Below are 22,644 nucleotides of genomic sequence, written 5' to 3' on the forward strand. Positions count from 1 at the left end.
AGGATCATTACTTTGCAGATTCAGGCTGACATGAAAGAATTATTTAGTGACGTACTAGCTAATGCGCAATTCTCGGACGGTTCCGGCTGGAAACGATATCGCCTAAATGCGGGTGAGACCATCGTAAAAAAAGGCCAGCAAGGAAATACATTATTTCTCATAGAAGAAGGTGTTGTTAGAGTGTTGGGCGGTGCAGAGCTGGATGGGAATCGTAGAATAAGTCCAGGTCTCTGTGATTTAGATGCTGGGGCGGTATTTGGGGATGTCTGTTTGTACGAACCCAGGGAGAGAACGGCCTCTGTTGTTTCATTGACTGATGTGTGTCTACTTGAAGTTCGTAGTGATATGTTGAGTGTTTATTTGGACGATCATCCGGTGCAGGGTTATTTATTTTTGAAGGGCTTGTTTCAAGCTATGTCTAATCGTTTGGGATTGGCAAATGATCGAATAGAGCATTTACTGGCGTGGGGAATTAAAGCGCATGACATCGATAAATATTTGTAGCTGGATGATGCTTGTGAAAATGAGAGGGCAAGATGGATGTGGGGCCTAAGTTATCACTGGCAGAAAGTTTTAGCCGTTACTTCAAGGTGGGGCTCGCTGAAAGTGACGCTCAGAAGGAATTTGTTTTTCAAGTAAGGTACCGTGTTTATTGTGAAGAGTTTAAATATGAACCTGTTGAACATTTTGCTAATCGCCTTGAAGTAGACGAATACGATCAATATTCACGCCACTGTTTGATTACGCATTTGCAAACTGGTATCCCTGCTGGTTGTGTGAGAATGGTTCCTGCTATCGGGGAACGACAGAATAAGCCATTGCCGTTAGAAAAATACTGTGGAGCTAGTTTAGACAGCAAGCTTATAGATGATTTAAAGCTACAAAGAAATACAGTATGCGAAATATCAAGATTAGCTGTGGATGGGGCGTTTCGTAGACGTACCGGCGAGACTCTAACCCGCTTCGGTGAAATTAACGGCTTACAGTTTTCGCCTCAAGAGCAGAGGACTTTTTCGTCAATAGCAGTTGCTTGTTTTTTTGCCGCCACAGTCCTAACAGAGGTTGATGGACGTACAAATGTGTTTGCGATGATGGAGCCGTTCTTGCCGCGGCTGATGCATCGGTCAGGTATAGATTTTCAACGAGTTGGTAAGGATATTGACTATCATGGTATACGAGCACCTTATTTCATTACTACTCAGGCTGTTTTAGAAAATATGCATCCCGATTTGCTAGAGTTATATTCCTGGATAAAAGAAAATATTGTTAATTAATATGGCGGGATCGAATGTAATTATATATTTCTAGGCGATTAGTAAGTAGTCAAATAAAATATTGGGGTTTTGGTAATAGGATGAAAAGAAAAATAATCAGTTCCGTAGTTCTCGCATGTACGTTTTTATTGCAAACAGCGGCATGTTCCTCGCCGGAGGAATCTGCTCGGAGTCATTTGCAAAAAGGTAAGGAGCTTTTTGAAAAAGGGGAATTTGATAAGGCATTGCTTGAGTTGAAGACAGCCAGTCAAAGCAGCGATAAGTTTGGTGAGACCTATTTCTATATGGCCCTATTGGACGAAAAAAATAATAATTTCAAGTCGATGCGGCAAAACCTGATTAGGGCCTTAGAATTAGAGCCAAGTTTGACTTCCGCAAAAATAAAACTAGGCAAGCTCGATATTGTTTTTGGAGATCTGGAGAAAGCATTGGAGCAAGCGGAGTCAGTTTTGACAAGTGACTCAAGCAATATTGATGCAAAAATGATCAAGGCATCGGTTTATATTAAGCAGTTGAAAAAAGATCAAGCAGCAGAAATAGTTGATTTTGTTTTAAAAGATAGCCCGGATAATGTTGAGGCTTTGTCATTGCAAGCTGCTTTATTTGCTGAAAAAAATGAAATAGATCAAGCTTTGGGGGCAGTAAATAAGGCATTGGGAGTACAGCCCGCAAACCTTCCTTTGCGCTTATTTAAGATAAAACTGGATGCAGGGCTGAATAACATAGATAGCGTAATAAAGGGTTATCAGGAGCTTATTCAGTTATACCCAGATGCCGGTAACTTTAAGCTGAGCTTGGCTTCCATTTACTCGATGACTGATAAGCTTGAGGAGGCGGAGAGACTATTGAGGGAAATGGTCGAAAAATCAAATGATAAAGTCGAGCCTGAAATAGTTTTGATCGAATTTTTAAATGCTCGTGCTAAAGATCGAGTGATTTCGGAGTACAAGGCTATGCTTAACCGCCAACAAGGGCAACCTAAGGTGTTGTTAGAGCTCTCGAAATGGATGGTTGCGTCAGGATATGCTGAAACTGGTAAGGAAGGGTTAGAACAAGTTGTTCAGCTAGAAAAGAATAACGAAGCAGGCTTGTCAGCCCAAGTCATTCTTGCGGAAATTGCGCTAACGGAAAAGCAGTTTAGTGCTGTAGAAAGCTCTTTAAAAGATATTTTTAGTATTAATTCGGAATTGATTCAGGCAAATTTGCTTAAAGGTCGTTTTTTGCTGGCTCAAAATAAAACGGATGAAGCTATTGAGTTCCTTAATAAACTTGTATGGAACAAAACTAATGCAGACGACGTTTATTCTTTGCTAGGTGATGCTTATTTAATAAAACAGGATCGGAAACAGGCTGAGAAAAGTTTTAAACAGGCGTTAGAAGTTAATCCAGCAAATTTGGCTGCCTTTTCTCGTGTATATAGTAACTACGTACAGGCCGGGCAAAATGAAAATGCTAGGCAATATCTTGAAAAGGCGTTATCGCTAAAACAAAACGACATTTTATTACTTACTAGTAAGGCTGAGTTGGATATTTTAGAGAAAAAGTGGGATGGCGCCCAAGAGTCTATTCAACGGCTAGCACTTTTTTCTAAAGATAAGGCGATGCCTATATATCTTCAAGCCAATGTTTTACAGGGTAAAGGTAAGTATGCTGAGGCAATTAGCTTGTATGACAAGTTGATACAACAGTATCCTAATCATTTAAATTCTTTGATTAATTTAGTCAGATCTTACGAGGCTCTTGGGCAAAGAGAGAATGCTGTTGCGTATTTGGAAAAGCACCATGTAAAGTATCCTGATCAATTAAATACTGTTGGCGTGCTGAGTGATATATACATTGCAAATAATGATTATGTAAAAACCAAAAAGCTGCTGACGGATCAGGTTAAACATACTCCAAAAGCAGCATCGATTTATCTCGCTCTAGCAAGGGTTGAGGCAATGATGAATAAAAATATTTCTTCAGCCAAAGATGTGTATTTGCGAGGATTGGAAGTCAATCCAAATGATCCTCAGTTAGCTATGGCTCTAGCTGCTTTGTATGAACAATTAAACGAAAAGGAAAATGCAATCAGGGTGTATAAAGCAGTACTCGATAAGAATCCCGATAATAACTTAGCTATTAACAATTTGGCCTCGTTATTGATAGAGTCAAACAGTCACGATGAGATTAGTCAAGGAATGGAGTTAGCAAAAGTATTTAAAGATTCCGAGAATTCGTATTTTCAAGACACATACGCTTGGGCATTAATTAAAGCTGGTAGTAATGAGGAGGGGCTGAAGTTATTACAGTCCTTGATTCTAAAAGAGCCTAAACTGCCTGAGTTTAGATATCACTTAGGAGTTGCGCACATGAATGCTGGTAATAAAGCGACTGCGATAAGTGAGCTTAAACAATCTATTAGTTTGTCTGAAAAACAGAAGCGAAATTTTTCCGGTAAAGATAACGCAAAAAAGATCCTTGAAGAAATAGAGAATTGAGCAGGTAATTGGGTAACTACTTAGATTATGATTATGCGGATATTTAAAAAAAAGTTGTTGTATTGTTTGATAGCATTTGCCCTTATTTCTAGTATTGTTGGGTGTTCCCAGCCTTTACTTGAGGATATGCAACAGACTGCTGACTATACTTATCAGATAGGGCCTGGCGATAGTGTCAATATTTTTGTTTGGGGCAACCCAGAGTTATCTACATCAGCGCCAGTGCGTCCGGATGGAAAGATAACTGTTCCTTTAGTAGAAGAATTGTTGGCCAGTGGTAAAACGCCATTTGAACTTGCTCGGGACATTGAGAAGGTGCTTTCGACTTATATAAAAAGTCCACAGGTAGTTGTTATGGTTAGCGGATTCAAAGGGATTAGCACTCAGCAAATCAGGGTCATTGGGAGAATTGGCGGTGGCGGTGGCGGTGGTGGAGCCAGTGGTGGAACTGGTGGTGGTGGCGTAGGACGTTACCAGGGTAAATCCATTCCATACGAGAGGGGAATGACGCTATTGGATGTTATTATTCAAATTGGTCTGAACCAATATGCTGATGGTAATAGAGCCAGTGTTATCAGGGATGTGAATGGAGAATTGAAGCCGTTTGGCGTAAGGATTGACGACCTTATTGATGATACAGATTTGTCAGCTAATGTCTTGATGATGCCTGGGGACATTTTGATTATTCCCGATGCGTATTTTTAAGTGTTTGTAAGAAGGTAGACTTTTTCTGTAGGTAGTATGTCCATTAATTCTAGATTGAAAACAACGGCTAGTTAATATGCAGCAAGATCTTTCCGAAGTTTATTTTTATTTGAAAGGTACTTTAAAGTACAAGCGCCTTGCCATCGTTTTCGCTTTGGTTGTTTGTTCAGCTGCTTGGGCGTACATTTTTATGATGCCTGATAAATTTGAATCGAAAGCCAAAGTTCATATTGATTCAGCTACAGTGATTAGGCCTCTCATGAGAGGTATGGTTATAGAGCCTGATATATCTGCGCTGATCAGAATAATCCAGCAGCTAATGTTTACGAGACCTAATCTTGAAAAAATTATTTCGCTATCTCAGCTAAGTAGATCGCAGGATAGCTCAGGATCTGCTACGGAATTGATTGAGAAACTTAAGAAGGACATAACAATTGCAGGAGGCAGAGGAGATATATTCGATATTGCTTATACCTCACAAGATCCTGAAGTTGCGAAGAGTGTGGTCCAGGCTGTTCTTACAGTGTTTTCTGAACAAACAGAGGGCAAAGCATTGGCTGACGCGAGTGATGCGCAACGTTTCATCGAACAGCAGATACGAGAATACGAGATTAGGCTGCAAGATGCTGAAAAAGCGAAAGAAGAATTTAAACGCGCAAACATTGATTTACTTAACGGCTCAGATCAATTTCAGAGTTTGCAGAAAATGAAGGAGCAGTATCTAGATGCCAACACGGCTCTAGAGCAAGCTATTTCTCGACGAAATGTTTTAGCGGAGCAGGTTGCTGAAATCCAAGAGTCTGAGGAAGACTGGGGTCTACCGACATCCACTCAGGAAGTATCTGCGGATAATGCAAGGATAGAATCTCTGAAAGATAAGCGCACTGAATTGTTGCTTAAATATACCGAACGCCATCCGGAAATAATTGAAATCGATAAGTTGATTGACACGCTGAAAACTCAAGAGAACCAAGCTAAGACGAGTCAGTCGCAAGTCAATGGAGATATACAGGCAGGGCTTTCCGAAAGTATTGGTGCAGAGAAAATGGCAAATCCCTATGTTCAGGCGTTAAAAATGGGGTTTGACAATGCTCAGGCTGAAGTTGCTTCTAGTCAAACTTTGGTTGAGTCAATTCGAAACAGGATAGCAAAGCTTGAAGAAGGTTTGAATGAAAGATTGACCATAGAAACGGAAATGAAAAATCTTAACCGGGACTATGAAACGATAAGCGGCAAGTACGCCGAGTTGCTGGATCGGCGTGAACAGGCTCATATTACCGAACGCGTTGATGACCAGACATCTCGTTTGAAATTTAAAATTGCTGATCCCCCTAGTAAGCCCAACAAGCCTAGCTCACCTAATAGAAAATTATTTTATTCTTTCGCGCTTTTGGTTGGGGTTATTTTGGGATTTGGTGTCGCGTTTTTGGTTTATTTTATACGTCCAGTGTTCATGTCAACGAGACAAGTAAGGATTGTGACCGGCCTACCATCCTTAGGTAGTGTGTCTCTTACCTCACAAGGCATAAGTCAGACTAATAATATTGACTGGTTACTTATTTCGACTTTTGCAATATTGCTAAGTGGTTATATCGGTATCATGATATTTGAGATACTCAAGTAAAGTCGTATTAAACAGGTAAACATATGAGCATTATAGAGAATGCGCTGAAAAAGGCAGGGAGCCAAGGGTTAGTTGTGGAAAATAATAGTCAAGAGTCGGCTACCACAGCTAAACCTGATAGGGGTTTCAGTGAAGCCAATTTAGAATCGACTGGGTTGCGGGAATCTTCCGGGGCATTTTCGCCCGAACAACAGGTTGTTGTTGATTGGGCTAGTTTGGCGGAAAACGGTTTTATAGATAATAATAACGCAAAATCTCAGCTAGCTGAAGAATTTAGAGTTATTAAGAGGCCTTTGGTAAACAATATACAGGGCGCAGAAAATAATGGAATTAATCGTTCTAATTTAATTCTTATTTGCAGTAGTTTGCCTGGGGAAGGTAAGACATTTGTTTCAATTAATTTGGCTTTGAGTATTGCTAACGAAAGAGATAAAAAAGTTTTGCTTATAGATGCTGATGTGGAAAAGCCAAGTATATCAAAACAATTAGGGATTAATAGCCCTCGAGGCTTAATAGAGTATTTAGAAGATGATAAAGTAACTTTTTCAGATATTTTGTTAAAAACAGATCTTCCAAATCTTAGTTTAATTACAGCGGGTAAAAGACATAAATACTCAACAGAGTTGTTATCAAGTCAACGGATGTATTTGTTCGCGGAAGAAGTGAGTCGGCGATACAAAGATCGAATTGTGATTTTTGATTCACCTCCGTTGTTAGTTGCTACTCAAGCCCAAATACTTGCGGAACTTGTAGGGCAAGTAGTGCTGGTGATTGCGGCGGAAGTAACCCCTCAGAGCGTGGTTAATGAGTCGGTTGCGAAGCTTAGTAATTGCGATGTTGTTATGACTCTTCTGAACAAAACAAGAAAAGAGATAGATATATACGGTCACAATTATAGTTATGGGAAATATGGACATTTGTGACAGTAATCGTCTTTCCGGTTTATCTCTAGCTACCTTGCTTTCTGGTTTAAGTGTTGGCATGGTTTTACATTCTAGCGTCGCAATGGCGCTAGATTGGAGATTTAGTCCGAGTTTATCGGCGAGTGAAATATTTTCTGATAATTTGGCGCTTTCTGAAAATAACAAAAAGAGCGGTTTTGTAACCGAGATTAGTCCTGGAGTTTCGTTGTATGGGAATTCTCCGTGGAGTAATTTCAATTTAAATTATCGTATGCAAGGTCTCTATAATGCGGGTGGTAGAGATGCTATAGATATAAATCATCAGCTTAATATGAATTCTTTGTATCAAGCTGTTCGTAACACCCTTTTTCTGGAAACTGCAAGCTCAATTAGTCAGCAAAATATTAGTAATTCGTTTGTTACGACTGATAATATTTCTGGGAACGGAGGGCGGACTGAAGTAAAGACATTTAGTATTTCACCCTATTGGACGCCTCGTTTTGGCCAGTTTGCAACGGGTTTAGCTAAAGTCGGTTATAGTAAGTCTTCCTTTGAGAATTTAAATGGATCTGCGGTCACTCCGCAGTTGTCAAGTTTAGTGTCTGATTCAGATACTATTACGCGCCAGGCTAGATTGTCCAGCGGCAGTTATTTTAATAGAATTAATTGGGGATTAAATTATTCGTCGCAAGAACAGAGTAGGGTTGTCGGTCAAGATGTTCGATTTGAACAATATCAAGGTAATGCTCGGTATTATATCAATAACAAATTTAACCTTTTCGGGCAAGCAGGGTTTGAAAATAACGATTTTCAGACCTCGGCCAACAGCATAAGTAATGGTTTTTTTTATACTGTAGGTGGTCAATGGACGCCAAGCAAGTGGTATTCGCTTGAGGTCGGTATTGGTAATAACAAGCATGCTACGTTGCAATTTAATCCATCGGAAAATCTCAGTTCGACTATTACGTATCGTAATAAAGATGTTGGGTTAAATACTGGCGATTCCTGGGATGCAAACTTTAATTATCGAGCTAAGCAGGCCACTATTGCATTCAATTATTCCCAGGAGACAACTACACAGCAGCAATTGTTTGCCGAGCAGGGTTTTTTTCTTCGGGATGCATCGGGTAGTTTGACTCAGGTGGTTAATACTCAAGATTTAATTGCTCAGGGATTTCTCACGCCGGGCCCTACTGATCCCGTGACTGGAAGATCATCTTTAATTCGAGGCCCCAATTTTAACAATACTCAATTAGTTTTCAATCCGTTTGATTTGGTCAACGACGTGATTATTAGAAAACGTGGAAATCTTTCTTTCTCGTACCAAACGGGCAAGAGCAGTTATACCGCTTCGGTATTTAACGAACGTAGAACATATGAGGTTCGTTCTGGAGAAGACATGTCATATGGTGTTACGGGTAGTTGGCAATGGCAATTTGCTTCTAGAATGGATCTTTATTTGCGGCCGTCTTGGCAGCACACCGACGGAGAGTTGACCAGCAATTCTCGATATGATGTTGCTTTGGGGGTTAGTAGGGGGATTCCGATTAATCTTGGGAGGCCCTTATTAATGGATACTCGGCTCGAGTTTCGACATATCAATCAAATATCTGATTCGTCTCAATTTAACGGTTATGTTGAAAACAGGGCGACAGCCAATTTTAACGTACGATTCTAAATAGAAACTACATGTACGACGGATTTTATAATCTCACCCAAAAGCCTTTTCAGTTAAGCGCAGACCCAGATTTCTTTTTCCAGAGCTCCGTGCATAAGCGTGCTTTAGCTTATATGCATTACGGCTTGACGCAAGGTGAAGGCTTTGTGCTCGTTATCGGCTCACCTGGCACAGGTAAAACTATGCTGGTAAAGAGTTTGATAAAAAATTTGAATAAGGAGAAATTGTTAATTGGTGTGATGATGACTTCTCAAGTGGGTCCCGAAGACACCTTGCGGATGGCTGCATCGACATTTGGTTTTTCATTTTCCCTAACGGATAAAGCTAGTTTATTATCGGGATTCGAAAAATTTATCGCTGAAAAAGCCAGAGAGGGAAGGCGATTATTGTTAATCGTAGATGAAGCACAAAATTTGCCTAAACAGTCCTTGGAAGAGTTGCGCATGCTTACCAATTTGGATGTTAACGGCAATCCCGTTTTTCAGGTGTTTCTGGTTGGGCAAACCGAATTGAAACGTACTATATACTCCGCGGATATGGAGCAGCTGAAACAACGGATTGTATCCACATTTCAACTTGATCCATTGGATTTGGAAGAGACTAAAGAATATATACTTTTTAGGTTGCAAACTGCCGGCTGGACGGGAACTCCCGAGTTTACGCCCAGTGTTTTCGAGGTGATTCATGAGTTTAGCGGCGGTATTCCTAGGCGCATTAATTCCTTGTGTGATCGTCTGCTATTGTTCGGTTATTTGGAGGAGTTGAAGCTGCTGGATGAGCAGGCGGTCACCAAAGTGATTGTCGAGGTTAAGGAAGAAATGTTACTCGAAGCCGCTGACGAGGAGTATGAGAATTCCATGCCGCCTTTACATCGTTTCAGTGGTGTTGACTCAGAATCTCTTGAGCATCGGATTGCCAGACTAGAAGAAGTTGTCACCAATCTTCGAAACAGTCTGAATAAAGAAAAAGCGTTACTTAGAAAAGCTATTCTGCTGCAATTGGATATGGATGCCGTATATAGCGATACAACAACCTCCCTGGATTAAAAAATGTTCCCTAAAGTCTTGGTTTGCGTGGTTGGCGCGCGACCTAATTTCATGAAAATGGCGCCCATTATTAGACAGTTGCAAGCTGTTAGCCATTTGATCACTCCTTATTTGGTGCATACCGGGCAGCATTACGACCAGGCCATGAAAGATACTTTTTTCCAACAGCTCGGTATTCCGGAGCCGGACAAAGATTTGGGGGTCGGATCTGGCAGTCACGCCGTGCAGACTGCAAATGTCATGTTGCGCTTTGAGCCGGTTTTGGATGATGTTAAGCCTTTTGCGGTATTGGTTGTCGGCGACGTCAATTCCACCATCGCCTGCGGGTTGGTCGCAGTGAAAAAGAACATTCCACTGATTCATGTTGAAGCCGGTTTAAGAAGTTATGATCGGCAAATGCCGGAAGAGATTAACCGGATTTTGACCGACCAGCTATCTGACTTGCTATTCACTACGGAACGTGCGGCGGCGGATAATTTGACAAGGGAGGGGATTGCAGAACAGCGGATATACTTTACTGGGAACGTGATGATCGACACGCTTTTGGCTAACTGCCAGCAAGCCTCTTCTTTGGCGGAAACATTGCAGCGATACGGTTCTAAGCAGGTTGTTTCGGAAAAAGCTTACGCCTTATTAACATTACACCGACCTTCTAATGTTGACGACCCCGAAACACTGGAGCGCTTGGTTCGGGTAGTGGGTGATATTAGTGAAAAACTCCCTGTGATATTCCCGGTTCACCCTCGCACTCAGCAAAAAATTGCGGAAGCGGGTTTGCTGCAATTATTGCCGCAACAGCGAGTGATTATGTTGCCGCCGGTGGCATATTTGGAAATGCTCGGTTTGATGCAATCAGCCCAATTGGTTTTGACTGATTCCGGTGGTTTACAGGAAGAAACCACCGCATTGGGTGTACCTTGTGTGACTTTGCGGGAAAATACCGAAAGGCCGATCACGATCACCGAGGGAACGAATACTATTGTGGGAACCGATCCGGCCAAAATCATGCAATGTGTTGATGATATTTTGCACACTGGCGGTAAGAGTGGTCGAGTCCCGGAATATTGGGACGGTAAAGCGGCTGATCGCATCGTCGATGAAATTGTGCGTCGTTATGAGTTGGCAAGGTAAAACTGTATGAATTTGCCTGTGCGGGTTAATGCCATGACGGTCGATGTCGAGGATTATTTTCAGGTCTCGGCTTTTGAGACGAATATTCAGCGTAATCAGTGGGATGCTTTACCTCACCGGGTAGAGCGGAACACCCAGAAGATTTTGGATTTGTTTGCTCAACATCAAGTAAAAGCAACGTTTTTTACCTTGGGCTGGGTGGCTGAGCGTTACCCGCAGTTGGTTAAGCGGATTGTCGATGAAGGGCATGAACTCGCGTCGCATGGTTATCAACACACCCGCGTAACCGAACAAACACCGGATCAGTTCCGGGAAGACATTAGAATTAGCCGGCAGATTCTTGAAGATATTGGTGATCAGCCAATTGTGGGTTATCGGGCGGCTAGTTATTCAATTGGCGCCAAAAATCTTTGGGCCTTAGAAGTCCTTGAGGATGAAGGCTTTCAGTACAGTTCCAGTATTTACCCGGTCAAGCATGATTTATACGGTATGCCGGGAGCTCCTCGCTTCGCCTATCGGCCGGGCAACGCGCCGAAACTGTTGGAAATTCCGATTACTACATTGAAAATTCTGAATCGTAATGTTCCCTGTGGCGGCGGCGGATTTTTTAGATTGTATCCGTACCAATTTTCGAAATGGGCTTATCGCCACCTCAACAAATGCGAAAACCAGTCAGGTATTTTTTATTTTCACCCTTGGGAAATAGATCCAGAGCAACCGCGGCAGCATGACCTGTCATTTAAAACCCGCTTTAGACATTATCTGAATCTGGGTCGAATGGAAAATCGCCTTAACAGCTTACTTGCTGATTTTGCTTGGGATACCATGCAGAGCGTGTTTCTAAGCAAACAAACAGACACATCATCATAGTCAGTCATGATCAAATTACTTGAGCCTTCCCAAAGAGAGCGTTGGGATCACTATGTCATGGCTTCGGCCGATGGCAGCTTTTTTCATTTATCGGCTTGGCAGCAAGTGATAAAGCAGGCTTTCGGACATAACACCTATTATTACTACACAGAGCAAGATGGCGAAATTACCGGTATTTTGCCCTTGACTCATGTCAATAGCTTGTTGTTTGGTAATTCTTTGGTTTCAAACGCATTTTGTGTTTATGGGGGAATTGTCGCAAGCAATGATGAAGCCTTCGCAGGCTTACAAAGCAAAGCACAACAACTTGCTAGGGAATTGGGCGTGGATAGTCTGGAGATGAGAAGTCGACAACAGCATCACCCGGATTGGCCGCACAAAGAACTCTATGTCACGTTTAGAAAAGAACTCGATCCAGATGTCGAAAAAAATCTGAATGCGATTCCGCGTAAACAGCGGGCAATGGTGCGGGCCGGCATTAAAGCCGGTCTTACCAGTGTCATAGACGATAATGTCGAACGTTTGTATCGCGCCTATTCCGAAAGTGTCCGGAATTTAGGCACCCCGGTATTTCCGAAAAGATATTTTCAAATTTTGCAGGATGTATTTGGTGAGAGTTGCGAGGTGCTCACGATAGAGCACGAAGGTCAATTAGTGGCCAGCGTAATGAGTTTTTATTTCAAGGACGAGGTTTTGCCGTATTACGGCGGCGGCACCGACGCAGCCCGTGATTTGAAAGGCAACGATTTCATGTATTGGGAAGTGATGCGGCGTGCGGTGGAAAAGGGCTGCAAGATTTTCGATTATGGTCGCAGTAAAGTTGGCACGGGCTCTTATCGCTTTAAAAAGCACTGGGGTTTTGAACCGGAACCGCTCTATTACGAGGTTGATCTGGTTAAAGCCAAACAAATACCCGAAATCAATCCGCTAAATCCTAAATACCGCTTGTTTATTGCGGCTTGGAAGCGTTTGCCTTTGCCGCTTAGTCAGCTAATTGGCCCTTGGCTTGCCAAGGACTTAGGCTAATGGAAAAGCCTAAATTACTTTACTTGGTCCATCGTATTCCTTATCCGCCCAACAAGGGCGATAAGATTCGTTCATTTCATTTTTTGCAGGCGTTAGCCGCCGAATACCGGATATTCCTCGGTACCTTTATTGATGATCCTGATGACAAGCGGCATCTCGACGCCTTAAAGTCTTTCTGTGCGGATACTTGCTGTATCGAATTAAATCCCAAGATCGGCAAAATCAAAAGTTTGGCAGGCTTGTTGAGTGGCGAAGCCTTGAGTTTGCCTTATTACCGAAACCGTGGGTTGCAAGAGTGGGTGGATAAGACTATTAACGAACAGGGTATTGAGCGGGCGATGATTTTTTCATCGCCGATGGCGCAATACGTGGAGAAATATACCAACTTGTATTGTGTAGCCGATTTTGTCGATGTCGATTCCGACAAATGGCAGCAATATGCCTTCAGCAAGCGCTGGCCAGCCAATTGGGTTTACCGGCGTGAAGCCGAAAAGCTTTTGGCCTATGAGCGACGTATCGCAGCATGGGCTGATGCGACAATATTCGTATCCGAACAAGAAGCAGGTTTGTTCAAAGCTTTGGCGCCTGAATGGGCAAGCAAAATTGGTTTTGTGAACAACGGTGTGGATACGGATAGTTTCGATCCGGATTTGTCTTGGCAAACGCCCTTTCCGGCCAAGCAGCACGCTATAGTTTTCACGGGAGCGATGGATTATTGGGCCAATGTTGATGCGGTCAAATGGTTTGCCGAGCAGGTATTGCCAGTTATTAAAAGCCGCCTGCCTAAAGTACATTTTTATATAGTGGGTTCCAAGCCTGCCAAAGAGGTGTTGCAACTGGCGGATAAAGACTCAGGCGTCATTGTGACCGGTCGGGTTGACGATGTCAGGCCCTATGTAGCTTTTGCTGACGTTGTCGTCGCACCCTTGCGAATTGCCAGAGGGATTCAAAACAAGGTGTTGGAAGCGATGGCGATGGCGAAGCCGATAGTGGCTACTACGGCGGCTATGGAAGGTATATCTGGTGGGGCGGATCTGCAGGTGGCGATAACCGACGCTCCCGAAGACTTTGCCTGCCAAGTTTTACGGTTTTTGAGTCAGCCGGTCGAATCGGCTAACATCAATCGCCGCTATGTGGAAAGCGATTTCAGTTGGGAGCAGAACGGCCAACGCTTGTGCCGATTGATAGCGGGCGAGTCTGCATAAATGTCCAAGCCGTTACCGCCGTTAATCGTGCACATCATTTATCGGTTAGGAATTGGCGGTCTGGAGAACGGCCTGGTCAATATCATCAACAATCTACCGGAAGACAGTTACCGGCATGCCATTATCTGTTTGGCGGATAGTACCGAATTCAGCCAACGTATCAAACGGCAAGATGTGATCGTTCACCAGTTGCATAAACGGCCAGGTCAGGACTGGGCTTCGTTTTATGCAGTCTATCGCTTGTTGAAACAATGGCAGCCGGCTATCGTGCATACCCGTAATTTAGCGGCTATCGAATATCAGATTTGCGCATTGTTAGCCGGCGTGCCTTATCGGGTGCATGGCGAGCATGGTTGGGATGTCTTCGATCCGGATGGCAGTAATGTCAAATATCAATGGCTAAGGCGGGGTTTAGGTTTAATCATCCATCGCTTCATTCCTTTGTCGCAGCATTTACAGAATTATCTGCTGAATCGAGTGGGCATTTCTTCAGATAAAATCACGCGAATCTGTAACGGTGTCGATACCAAAACGTTTTATCCTCGTGCCGGAAGTAGACCAATACCGGACGGTTGCTCACTGAATTTGCATGAAAAGCTGGTGATCGGTACGGTCGGGCGCATGCACGGCGTGAAAGATCAATTGACGCTGGTTAGGGCGTTTATCGATGCTTGTCAACAATCCCCGGAATTTGCCCAAATTGCCCGATTGCTTTTGATTGGTGACGGGCCTTTGCGAGCCGAAGCGCTTGACCTATTGAGTGCCGCCAGCCTTACCGATAAAGCCTGGTTGCCCGGCGAACGTAACGACATCGCCGAAATTCTGCGTAGCCTGGATATTTTTGTATTGCCGTCAAAAGCCGAAGGTATTTCTAATACTATATTGGAAGCGATGGCTAGCGGTTTGCCGGTTATAGCAACTCGTGTCGGCGGTAACCCCGAGTTGGTGCTGGATGGAAAGACCGGATGCCTGGTAGAAAAAGAGGATTTAGCGGGATTATCATTCGCGATGCATGATTTGGCGTTGGATGATAGCAAACGGCAGCAACTGGGCGCAGCTTCGCTTAGGCGGATTCAGGCGGAATTTTCAATCGATAGCATGGTGGATCGCTATCGGCAAGTTTATGACAAGCAGTAAATGATTCAGAGAGAACTCATATGTGCGGCATAGTCGGTATTTTCGATATTACAGGTGCTAGTGAAATAGACCGCAATTTGTTGTCGCGGATGAACGAATCGCAGTTCCACCGGGGACCAGACGAAGGCGGTTTGCATACCGAGCCCGGTTTGGGTTTTGGACACCGCAGACTGTCCATTATTGACTTGTCCAGCGGTCAACAACCCATGCATAGTCAGGATGGCAATGTGGTGTTGACTTATAACGGCGAGGTCTACAATTTTCCGGAATTGCGAGAAGAATTGGAGGCATTGGGCTTTAGTTTCAGGACGCATTGCGATACAGAAGTCATTCTCTATGCTTGGCAGGCTTGGGGTGAGTCTTGCGTGGAACGCTTGCGCGGCATGTTTGCATTTGGGATTTGGGATAGGCCGCGGCAGACCTTATTTTTGGCTAGAGATCGTCTCGGCGTAAAACCGCTGTTTTATGCTGAATTAAGTAACGGTCAGTTCATTTTCGGTTCCGAACTGAAAGCATTAAAACAACACCCTTTACTGCCTAAAAATGTTGACCCTACTGCGGTAGAGGACTATTTCGGCTTTGGCTATATTCCCGATCCAAAAACCATATATAAAGGTGTTTACAAGCTTGAGCCTGGATATTGTTTAACGATTAAACGAGGACAGAACGGCTTTCGGCCTAAACAATATTGGGATGTTAAATTTCAGACGGCCTCTGCGGGCAACGCAGTAGAAGCCGGTGAAGAGTTAATCGAGCGCTTGCGCGAGGCTGTGAAAATTAGAATGGTCGCTGACGTGCCATTGGGGGCATTTCTGTCTGGCGGCGTCGATTCCAGTGGTGTCGTGGCATTGATGGCAGGACTATCCAAAGAACCGGTCAATACTTGTTCGATTTCCTTCGGCGATCCTAAATTTAACGAAGCGCAATTCGCCGCTCAGGTTGCGGACCGCTATCACACTGCACATAGAGTCGAACAAGTCGATCCCGAAGACTTTAGTTTGATTGATCAGTTGTCCGGTTTATATGACGAGCCCTATGCCGACAGCTCTGCGTTACCTACTTACCGGGTTTGCGAGTTGGCCAAGAAGCAGGTGACCGTGGTGTTATCTGGCGACGGCGGCGACGAGAATCTGGCTGGCTACAGGCGCTATCGCTGGCATACCTATGAAGAGAGGATGAGGGCATTATTGCCTGATGCGTTGCGGATGCCTTTGTTCTCTGCTTTGGGCAAGGTATATCCAAAGCTGGATTGGGCGCCCAAGGTTTTAAGGGCAAAAACAACATTCGAGTCTATTGGTAGAGATTCGATGGCAGGTTATTTTCATAGTGTGTCGGTACTCTCCAACGGCATGCGCAGCCAATTATTTAGCGACAGTCTAAAAAGCGAGTTGCAGGGTTATAAGGCTATTGAAGTATTCCGGCGGTATAAACAACAAGCCCCTGATCATCCATTGTCAATGGTGCAATATTTGGATTTGAAAACTTATTTGGCTGGAGATATTCTGACTAAGGTTGATCGGGCTAGTATGGCCCATGCCTTGGAGGTTCGGGTGCCGTTGCTAGATCACAAGTTAGTGGAATGGATGGCAACCTTGCCACCTAATTTAAAACTGCATGGGCGAGAAGGTAAATATCTATTCAAGAAGGCATTGGAACCTTATCTACCTAATGATATTCTTTATCGTCCCAAAATGGGGTTTGCGGTGCCATTAAGTAACTGGTTTAGAGGTCCGTTAAAGGGGCGAGTGCAGCAGGCCTTGCTGGGGGAAACTCTGAAAAGCACAGGGTGGTTCGATGACGCTTATTTGCATCATTTGGTTACTCAGCATCAGTCCGGGCTGCGCGATTACAGCGCGTCGATTTGGTCATTGCTGATGTTTGAAGCGTTTCTTCGAAATAGTTAAATGATCGACTTTCAAATTCTGGATCTGTACCTGTGTGCAATAGACAGATACAAGGTATTTTGCTAGAGTGCGAACCAATTCAAAGTTTAATTTAAGAGGGTTCCAGATGAACAGAATAGATGAACAGAAACGTACTGCAGAAGAATCCCAGAACGTTGGTAGGTCACTTGATAAATCCAGAAGGTCTTTCGCGAAAGCAGGTGTGATCGCGCCGGTTTTAATGACACTCACCAGTAAGACCGCTTTAGGCAGTGTTTATCAATGTACCATCTCAGGAGTGCAATCAGGCAATGTGTCGAGTCATTCCGAGGATATGTCGGTTTGTAGGGCAGGAACGTCTCCTAGCGTCTGGCTAAGCAATGTAGATACTGCTACGGACCCAAATTACTTGAAGTGGATTGCGGCGCGCGTCTGTCCTTTCAGGGTGGAGAGAAAATCCAACGGGGCGCTATATTATAAAAAAGGTACAAATACGCCCATAAATCCCGTCCCACCTAGTCCGGCCGCTTCGATGTGTACTGCCATTTTAGCTGAAAGTAGTTTTTCAGGTGGGACATCAAGCACGGGTAGCCAATGTGGAATCTCCGGCAGCTATACTTACAAGAATGCAACTACTTTTGCGTCGATATTTGATCCAACTAGCCTATCAGATACGACTACCTTTTGGGATGCCCTATCCGGAACTGGAGTCAAGCGGGATGCATGCGTAGCCTATTTGAATGCCAGTGCTGGGTCCATTCAGGATGTTAGTCCCGCAGAGGTGATAAAGCTTTATCGGTTATGCGCTTTTCATGAGCCCTTCTATGACGGTAGCTTAGCGGTAACGAATGAAGTCGGTGCTGCTGAATTATTAGCTAATCTTCATCAATAGCCATTAATGTTGTGAAGTGGAAAATTTATCGAAGCTTCCCTATTCAGTTCGTATCTTTTGGTTATGAATCTGTTGCTTTTCATCATGGTAGCGGTGAAACTCATTATTTGGATAAAGATACAAGTTTGGTTTTATCGATAATCAGCGGTTCCGAATTCGCAATTAGTGAGCCGGAATTACTGAGTATTTTTATCGATTCTGAGGGTAATTTGGATAAGCAATCGTTGAATAGCGTACTTGACCAGTTGTGCAAGCTTAAGATTATTGAAAGTATATAGTTATTTTGCGCGGACCTAATTCCACTTCATCTTTGATAGCGTCTGGGCAGTTTGTTATCAGGATTGGCCCTTTTTCAATTAGAATTCATTCTGCTATACCGTCAGTTCAGCAGGGTATCATTGAGCTTTACTCTGCCTATCCGATATTACCCCCAGATACTTTTTGCGACTTTTATGTCCGCTTAATTCAGCCTGCGGGCGTAAGACGTTTCTTTCGCAAACAGGTGCTATTTGCCTTTGATCAATTTATTCCTTTCAAGCCTTTGCCTTATGTGCAGGCATTTCCATTCTTTGAGTGGGGGTTGAACTGGTGTATATCCGGCTACTCACACCGGTTTCTAATTATTCACGCCGCCGTGGTGGAACGAAACGGTAAAGCGTTAATTTTACCTGGTGCGCCGGGGTCAGGTAAGAGCACATTGTGCGCAGCATTAATCAACAACGGTTGGCGACTATTATCTGATGAATTAACTTTGATGGATCGAGCAACTGGGCATGTTGTTCCGGTACCGCGTCCAGTTAGTTTGAAAAACGAATCAATATCGGTGATCGCGGATACTTTTCCATTTTGCCAATTCAGTCCAGTTGTTCACGATACTTTGAAAGGATCGGTTTGTCTGATGAAGCCGCCCTCCGAATCGGTGTCAAAAGCTGACCAAACCGCCCTGCCATGCTTGGTTGTATTTCCGAAGTATCGAGCGGAATCATCCTTGAGTTTATCTGCGGTGCCAAAGGCTGAGGCGTTCATGCGGCTGGCGGACCTTTCATTCAATTACAGTGTACTAGGTGCGCAGGGTTTTGAGACCATGTTGGGTCTGGTAAACAGCTGTCAGGCGTATGATTTCATTTACGATGGCGATTTTAACCATGCGTCTGATTTATTTGTGCAATTATTGGATGATGTACGCTAGAGAGTCGCATGATGCCTGATTTGTTGAATGAATACTTGATGCTCAAGGCGAAAGATAGTATTGACTCGAATTCCGATTGGGAGCTGTTGTTAAGGCAAGCAAGGAGCGCCGGAGTATTGGCCAGACTGGCATTTTTCCAGAAAAAATTTCTACTATTCAACCCGCCACAGCATTTTGCATATCACCTCGATTCAGCCGAGACTTATTGGTTGTCTCAAAAGCGCATCGTCAAATGGGAGCTGCATAACCTGTTGCAGGTCTTTAAGCTTTTGAATATTCGGTTAATTTTGTTGAAAGGCACCGCTTATTCGGCATCCGGATTGAATGCTGGTTTGGGGCGCGTATTCAGCGATATTGATATACTGGTGCCGAAGACTCAGTTGAAACAGGTCAAAGATGCGTTGAAATGGCATGGATGGCTTCCTGAATCGATGGATAATTACGATCAGCGCTATTACGAGCAGTGGATGCATGAATTGCCGCCGCTTAGGCATATCAAGCGTGGGACTTCGCTGGATATTCACCACAATATACTTCCGCAAACTTGCAATTTATACCCTGATGCCGAGTTGTTGCTAAAAGCCGCTGTCAAGATAACCGATACCGATTATTGGGTTTTGGCCCCCGAAGATATGGTTCTCCATAGTGCCAGCCATTTGTTCTGGGGAGGAGAGTTTGAAAATGGTTTGCGCGATTTGAGCGACATTGATTTGCTCCTACGCGAATTTAGTGGCAACGATCCGCGTTTTTGGCAAAATCTGCATCATCGAGCGGAAATGTTGGGATTGGGTAAGCCCTTGTTTTACGCCCTCCGTTATGCCACCAAAATATTGGCAACTCCGGTTCCTGATAGTGTCATTGAGGCTTCTACCATCTACGCGGGAGGCGGAAAAAACCGAGTTATGGACTATCTTTTCTCGCAAGCCCTAAAACCACACCATTCTAGCTGCATGGATAGCCTGACCGGCTTTGCTCGTTGGCTGTTGTTTCTTCGCTCGCATTGGTTAAAAATGCCCTTGCATATACTAGTGCCGCATTTAATCAGAAAGGCGTGGTTTCGGCTGGCTGACAATACTAAAACAACATAAATCATGGCAATCATGTCGAACCCGGCAAGTTGCCAATAGGAATATTCCTTAACCCGTTCTTGACATGAAGATATTACACATATTGGATCACTCCATTCCGTTGCACAGCGGATACACCTTCCGTACTCGTGCGATTCTCGAGCAACAACGCAAACTGGGTTGGGAGACGTTTCATGTCACATCCGCCAAACATCAAGTCGCGGAAGCTCCCATTGAAACCGTTGACGGACTTACCTTTTATCGATCTGTTATCCCACAAGGTTTAGCGGCGAAATTGCCGGTTTTAAATCAATGGGCCATCGTACAGTCGTTGGCGGAACGGCTGGATGAAATTATTCCGCAGATCAAACCGGACATTCTGCACGCCCATTCGCCCGCGTTGAACGGGCTTGCGGCATTAAAGGTAGCAAAAAAATACGGATTGCCGTTGGTCTACGAATGCCGGGCATTTTGGGAAGATGCGGCCGTCGATCATGGCACCACCCATGAAGGTAGTTTACGTTACCGATTGACTAAGGCATTGGAAACACATGTTTTTAAGCGTGCCGATGCGGTGACGACTATTTGCGAAGGTCTGCGCCGGGATATCATAGGCCGCGGAGTCGCGGCGGAAAAAATTACCGTCATTCCCAACGCCGTCGATATCGATAAATTTACCTACGGCGAGGCCGCCGAGCCAGATTTGCAAGTAGAGTTGGATTTGAACGGCAAAATTGTGCTCGGTTTTATCGGGTCTTTTTATGCTTATGAGGGGTTGTTGCTATTGCTGGATGCATTGCCTGCCATTATCGAACAGCAGCCTGATGTGCGTTTGTTGTTAGTGGGCGGTGGGCCGCAACAGCAACAAATCCTGCAGAAAATTGAGGCGCTGAGCTTACAGGATTGCGTCATTCTGCCCGGACGTGTCGCTCACGATCAAGTGCAGCGCTATTACAATCTGGTCGATATCTTTGTTTATCCGCGCTTGGCGATGCGCTTAACCGATTTGGTGACACCTTTAAAACCGCTGGAAGCCATGGCGCAAGGCCGCTTGTTGGTGGCTTCGGATGTCGGTGGGCATCATGAGTTAATTCGAGACAGGGAAACTGGCTATCTCTTCAAGGCTGGGGATAAGACAGCTTTGGCGCAAACGGTGTTGGCGGTCCTCGATCAGCAAGATCAATGGGGGCAGGTGCGGCGAGCCGGTAGGCGCTATGTCGAAGAAGAGCGTAATTGGCAGCGCAGTGTCAGTCATTATCAGGCTGTTTACGGCAGGATAATGGCGGGTAACGATGGCCGATAACTCGCCAAGGCTGATTGTTTTCAGTTCTTTGTATCCCAGTCGTGTCAGGCCTAACGCTGGCGTTTTTATTCGCGAGCGCATGTCCAAAGTGGCCGGTCATTGTTCTTTAGTAATCATTTCCCCGGTGCCTTGGTTCCCACTGCAAAGCCTGATTCAATGGTTTAAACCGAATTATCGGCCGCAACCGGATAAATACGAAAATCAAGACGGTATTTCTGTCTATTTCCCGCGCTTTTTATCGATACCCGGAATCGGACGTTCTTGGGACGGCTTTTTTATGGCAATCTGTAGTTTTTTGATTTGTCGTCAATTAAAAAAGAGCTTCGTATTTAATGTGATCGATGCGCACTTCGCATACCCTGACGGTTATGCGGCCACGTTACTCGGGAAATGGTTTAAGGTGCCGGTCACCATCACTTTACGCGGCACAGAGGTGCCGTTGTCTAAAATTCCCAGTCGCCGCCAACGATTATTAAAAGCTCTTAATGATGCCTCCCGAGTATTTTCGGTATCGGATTCTTTAAAGCGGCACGTAGTGGATTTAGGCGCCGACGCGAAAAAAATCCAGGTGGTCGGCAACGGCATCGATACCGCGAAATTTTTTCCTATTGATAAAAAACAGGCAAGGCAACATTGGCAAATTCCTGAAGACGCCCAAGTACTGATTTCGGTCGGCGGATTGGTCGATAGAAAAGGTTTTCACCGAGTGATCGAAGTTTTGCCGGCATTAATCGAAAAATACCCGCGATTGCTATACTTGATCGTCGGAGGCGCTAGTCCGGAAGGCGATATTCGCAGTCGCTTGGAGCAACAAGTTGAAACGCTGAATATTGACCAACATGTGCGTTTTCTTGGGGCTTTGCCTGCAGAACAATTGCTTGGCCCATTATCGGCAGCCGATTTGTTTGTGCTGGCTACTGCCAACGAGGGCTGGGCTAACGTGTTTCTGGAGGCTATGGCTTGCGGCTTGCCGGTGATTAGCACCGATGTTGGCGGCAATCGCGAGGTGGTTGCTGATGAAACATTGGGTACTATCGTGCCGTTTGGGGATGCTGACGCATTGTTAATGGCGCTTGAACATGCTTTGCAACGGCAGTGGGACCGGCAAGCGCTTGTAAATTATGCGGCTGATAACTCTTGGGATAAGCGGGTGGATATTTTGTTGGCGGAATTTAAAAAACTGGTGAGGTCATGAGCTTTTATACGTCTTTTTGTTCAACGGTAATCTTTCC

At 44.4% G+C, this 22,644-nt stretch carries 19 protein-coding genes; all 19 read left to right on the forward strand.

The annotated features are described in order from the left end of the window. Positions 1 to 30: 30 nt before the first annotated feature. The 19 genes from CWO84_RS19755 to CWO84_RS19845 all read left to right on the forward strand — a co-directional run bounded on the left by CWO84_RS19755 (position 31) and on the right by CWO84_RS19845 (position 22,607). Positions 31 to 504: a cyclic nucleotide-binding domain-containing protein gene (locus tag CWO84_RS19755; protein WP_033155694.1), complete on the forward strand. Its 474-nt coding sequence runs from the start codon at positions 31 to 33 to the stop codon at positions 502 to 504. Positions 505 to 536: 32 nt separating this feature from the next. Continuing rightward, on the forward strand, positions 537 to 1,274 hold the full coding sequence (locus CWO84_RS19760) for a PEP-CTERM/exosortase system-associated acyltransferase (protein ID WP_033155693.1): 738 nt from the start codon (positions 537 to 539) through the stop codon (positions 1,272 to 1,274). Between the two features lie 80 nt (positions 1,275 to 1,354). Beyond that, positions 1,355 to 3,754: a tetratricopeptide repeat protein gene (locus CWO84_RS19765; RefSeq protein WP_101054720.1), complete on the forward strand. Its 2,400-nt coding sequence runs from the start codon at positions 1,355 to 1,357 to the stop codon at positions 3,752 to 3,754. A 33-nt stretch (positions 3,755 to 3,787) separates the two neighbouring features. Continuing rightward, positions 3,788 to 4,459 carry a polysaccharide biosynthesis/export family protein gene (locus CWO84_RS19770; protein WP_240618099.1) on the forward strand — a complete coding sequence of 224 codons (672 nt, stop codon included), beginning with the start codon at positions 3,788 to 3,790 and terminating at the stop codon, positions 4,457 to 4,459. Between the two features lie 76 nt (positions 4,460 to 4,535). After that, positions 4,536 to 6,083 (forward strand): XrtA system polysaccharide chain length determinant, encoded by a 1,548-nt coding sequence (locus CWO84_RS19775; RefSeq protein ID WP_033155690.1) that lies wholly within the window; start codon positions 4,536 to 4,538, stop codon positions 6,081 to 6,083. A 23-nt stretch (positions 6,084 to 6,106) separates the two neighbouring features. Continuing rightward, entirely contained in the window at positions 6,107 to 7,006 is a 900-nt protein-coding gene (locus CWO84_RS19780; RefSeq protein ID WP_033155689.1) for an XrtA-associated tyrosine autokinase, read from the forward strand. Continuing rightward, positions 6,984 to 8,663 carry a TIGR03016 family PEP-CTERM system-associated outer membrane protein gene (locus CWO84_RS19785; protein ID WP_225892895.1) on the forward strand — a complete coding sequence of 560 codons (1,680 nt, stop codon included), beginning with the start codon at positions 6,984 to 6,986 and terminating at the stop codon, positions 8,661 to 8,663. Before CWO84_RS19780 ends, CWO84_RS19785 begins: the two co-directional genes overlap by 23 nt. An 11-nt stretch (positions 8,664 to 8,674) precedes the next feature. Further along, entirely contained in the window at positions 8,675 to 9,709 is a 1,035-nt protein-coding gene (locus tag CWO84_RS19790) for an XrtA/PEP-CTERM system-associated ATPase (RefSeq protein WP_033155687.1), read from the forward strand. Between the two features lie 3 nt (positions 9,710 to 9,712). Beyond that, positions 9,713 to 10,840 carry a UDP-N-acetylglucosamine 2-epimerase (non-hydrolyzing) gene (gene wecB, locus CWO84_RS19795; RefSeq protein ID WP_033155686.1) on the forward strand — a complete coding sequence of 376 codons (1,128 nt, stop codon included), beginning with the start codon at positions 9,713 to 9,715 and terminating at the stop codon, positions 10,838 to 10,840. 6 nt (positions 10,841 to 10,846) lie between these two features. After that, positions 10,847 to 11,710, forward strand: a complete 864-nt coding sequence (locus CWO84_RS19800) for an XrtA system polysaccharide deacetylase (protein WP_033155685.1) — start codon at positions 10,847 to 10,849, stop codon at positions 11,708 to 11,710. A gap of 6 nt (positions 11,711 to 11,716) precedes the next feature. Further along, positions 11,717 to 12,736 (forward strand): FemAB family XrtA/PEP-CTERM system-associated protein, encoded by a 1,020-nt coding sequence (locus CWO84_RS19805; RefSeq protein ID WP_033155684.1) that lies wholly within the window; start codon positions 11,717 to 11,719, stop codon positions 12,734 to 12,736. Next, positions 12,736 to 13,941 (forward strand): TIGR03087 family PEP-CTERM/XrtA system glycosyltransferase, encoded by a 1,206-nt coding sequence (locus CWO84_RS19810; protein ID WP_033155683.1) that lies wholly within the window; start codon positions 12,736 to 12,738, stop codon positions 13,939 to 13,941. The genes CWO84_RS19805 and CWO84_RS19810 overlap by 1 nt, the downstream gene beginning before the upstream one ends. Further along, a complete protein-coding gene (locus CWO84_RS19815; RefSeq protein WP_101054726.1) occupies positions 13,942 to 15,078 on the forward strand; it encodes a TIGR03088 family PEP-CTERM/XrtA system glycosyltransferase in 1,137 nt (378 codons plus the stop codon). A 20-nt stretch (positions 15,079 to 15,098) separates the two neighbouring features. Beyond that, complete coding sequence (locus CWO84_RS19820) at positions 15,099 to 16,982, forward strand: XrtA/PEP-CTERM system amidotransferase (protein WP_101054729.1); 1,884 nt, start codon at positions 15,099 to 15,101, stop codon at positions 16,980 to 16,982. Between the two features lie 106 nt (positions 16,983 to 17,088). Then, positions 17,089 to 17,853: a hypothetical protein gene (locus tag CWO84_RS24225; protein ID WP_129871430.1), complete on the forward strand. Its 765-nt coding sequence runs from the start codon at positions 17,089 to 17,091 to the stop codon at positions 17,851 to 17,853. A 283-nt stretch (positions 17,854 to 18,136) separates the two neighbouring features. Continuing rightward, complete coding sequence (locus CWO84_RS19830; protein ID WP_225892893.1) at positions 18,137 to 19,042, forward strand: HprK-related kinase A; 906 nt, start codon at positions 18,137 to 18,139, stop codon at positions 19,040 to 19,042. 11 nt (positions 19,043 to 19,053) lie between these two features. Then, positions 19,054 to 20,130 (forward strand): nucleotidyltransferase family protein, encoded by a 1,077-nt coding sequence (locus tag CWO84_RS19835; protein WP_101055049.1) that lies wholly within the window; start codon positions 19,054 to 19,056, stop codon positions 20,128 to 20,130. A 64-nt stretch (positions 20,131 to 20,194) separates the two neighbouring features. Next, a complete protein-coding gene (locus CWO84_RS19840) occupies positions 20,195 to 21,412 on the forward strand; it encodes a TIGR04063 family PEP-CTERM/XrtA system glycosyltransferase (RefSeq protein ID WP_101054732.1) in 1,218 nt (405 codons plus the stop codon). Next, complete coding sequence (locus CWO84_RS19845; protein WP_101054735.1) at positions 21,402 to 22,607, forward strand: glycosyltransferase; 1,206 nt, start codon at positions 21,402 to 21,404, stop codon at positions 22,605 to 22,607. The genes CWO84_RS19840 and CWO84_RS19845 overlap by 11 nt, the downstream gene beginning before the upstream one ends. Positions 22,608 to 22,644 lie beyond the last annotated feature (37 nt).

The sequence above is a fragment of the Methylomonas sp. Kb3 genome (genome assembly GCF_002834115.1).
In the GTDB taxonomy this organism is placed as follows: domain Bacteria; phylum Pseudomonadota; class Gammaproteobacteria; order Methylococcales; family Methylomonadaceae; genus Methylomonas; species Methylomonas defluvii.